The sequence below is a fragment of the Thiocystis violacea genome (assembly GCF_016583565.1).
Taxonomy (GTDB): Bacteria; Pseudomonadota; Gammaproteobacteria; order Chromatiales; family Chromatiaceae; genus Thiorhodococcus; species Thiorhodococcus violaceus_A.
The window spans coordinates 1-1,686 of the sequence record NZ_NRRF01000184.1; the positions used below are offsets into that span (position 1 = coordinate 1).

Below are 1,686 nucleotides of genomic sequence, written 5' to 3' on the forward strand. Positions count from 1 at the left end.
GTAGCCGTTCAGAGACCAGGCATCGGAGCGGGCAGCGGAGTCGCCGCGCGACCGGCGCGGCGCTCGGCGATCACGCCGGCCAGATAGGGCCAAGGCACATGGCCGCGCTGACGACAGGTTTCGATCACGCTGGCGAGCAGGGTGAAGGTACGCGACCCCGCTTCGGTGCGCGTTCCCATCATGATGCGCCGTGCAATGACCCAATGGCGCAGGGCGCGCTCAGCGGCGTTGTTGGTGATCGGCCACTGGGGATTGTCCAGCACCCGGAAGATGGCCTCCCAGTCATTCCACAGCTCGACGGCCAAGGCTTTCGTCTTGGCGTGACGGTGCCCGAGCAGGCGCACGCAGGCGGCGTGCAGCTCGGCGAGCAACGCGGCATGGGTGCCGGGCAAATCGCCCGCAGGGCCGGCACGTGCTTCATGAATGGCGCCAATCAAGGTGTCAAAGGTGTCTTGAACCTGGCGTCCGAAGGCTTGCGCCTCGCGATCGTAGCTATCGATCAACCCTTGCGCCTTGCGCGTGAGGTGGGCCCAGCAGCGCAGCCGTTGCGGCAGGTGGCGGTAGGACTGCCAGCCGTCGCTCATCAGCCAGCCGCTGAAGCCCGGAAGGATCCGATCGAGGATCGCGCGCCCGCGCTTGGCCACCACGAAGAGGGTGACGGTGGCGCTGGTGAAGACCCACAGCCAGAGTAAGTCGCCGCCCTGCGCCCAGGAGGTCTCGTCGGCATGGAGCAGATCACTGGCCACGACGGCCTCGATCAACGCCTCCTCCAGCGGCGCGGTTGCGCCAGCCGCTTCGTGCAGGGTGCCTTTGATGGTGCCCGTGCTCAGGCGCACGCCGAGCCAGTCGTGCAGAAACTCGCGGATGCGCCGATGTGACATCCGAAAACGCAGATGCAGCGCCACGATCAGGGTCGCCAGACCGGGACCGACGAGGCGCCATTCGCTCAGGGCAACCGCGCCCAAGCGCGCGTCCTCGACCAGGCCTTCGCCGGGGCGGGCACGGGTGTGATGGCCGCACTCGCAGAGGCCGTCATGAAGACGATGGTCGGTGATGTGCAGGTGCAGACCCGGGCGTTCGACATCGCCCCACACCAGATCGATGGATTGGAAGCCGGCGTAGGCCACACTGGGCGCGTCGGCGGGCAATGTCTTGCCGCAGCCTTCGCACACCTCGGGACGGTGGGCGCGCGTCTCCTGGGCCTCGAAGACTTGGGTGCGTCCAAACCCGGGCGCACCCGGTTGCTTGCCGGGCTTGCGCTTGGGCGTCTTGGGCTTAGACGTCTGTCCCGATTGGGTGGAGGGCTCCTGCGGGGGCGTGCTGGCCTCATCCGGTTGATCACCCTCTTGATCCGGGGTGCTCGCCGCGTCGTCGGCAGCGTCGCCGTGCGTCGCGTCCTGGCCCGCCGACGGGCGATCCCAGGGCGCTTGGCTGCTGGGAGGACGGGAGCTGTTGGTGGGATTTTGCCCCAGCCGCTCGCGGGCCTCTTTGAGATCCTCCAGGGCGCGCAGCAACAGACCGCGCAACGCTCCCTCGTCCAGAGTCTGGACGTAGGCTGCGTCAAGCTGGCTGAGGCTGTGGTCGCTCAGGTGCATCGCTCAGGCGGGGAGGTTTCAGTGGACGGTGAAGATAGCCCGATTCTGGGCTGCGCGACCGGGAGCATCAAGGGGGTATCTGACCGCTTAC

At 67.6% G+C, this 1,686-nt stretch carries 1 protein-coding gene; it reads right to left on the reverse strand.

Going from position 1 to position 1,686, the window contains the following annotated elements; genetic code table 11:
* Window positions 1–8: 8 nt before the first annotated feature.
* Window positions 9–1,595 carry an IS66 family transposase gene (gene tnpC, locus CKO23_RS24585; protein WP_200336125.1) on the reverse strand — a complete coding sequence of 529 codons (1,587 nt, stop codon included), beginning with the start codon at window positions 1,593–1,595 and terminating at the stop codon, window positions 9–11.
* Window positions 1,596–1,686: the final 91 nt, after the last annotated feature.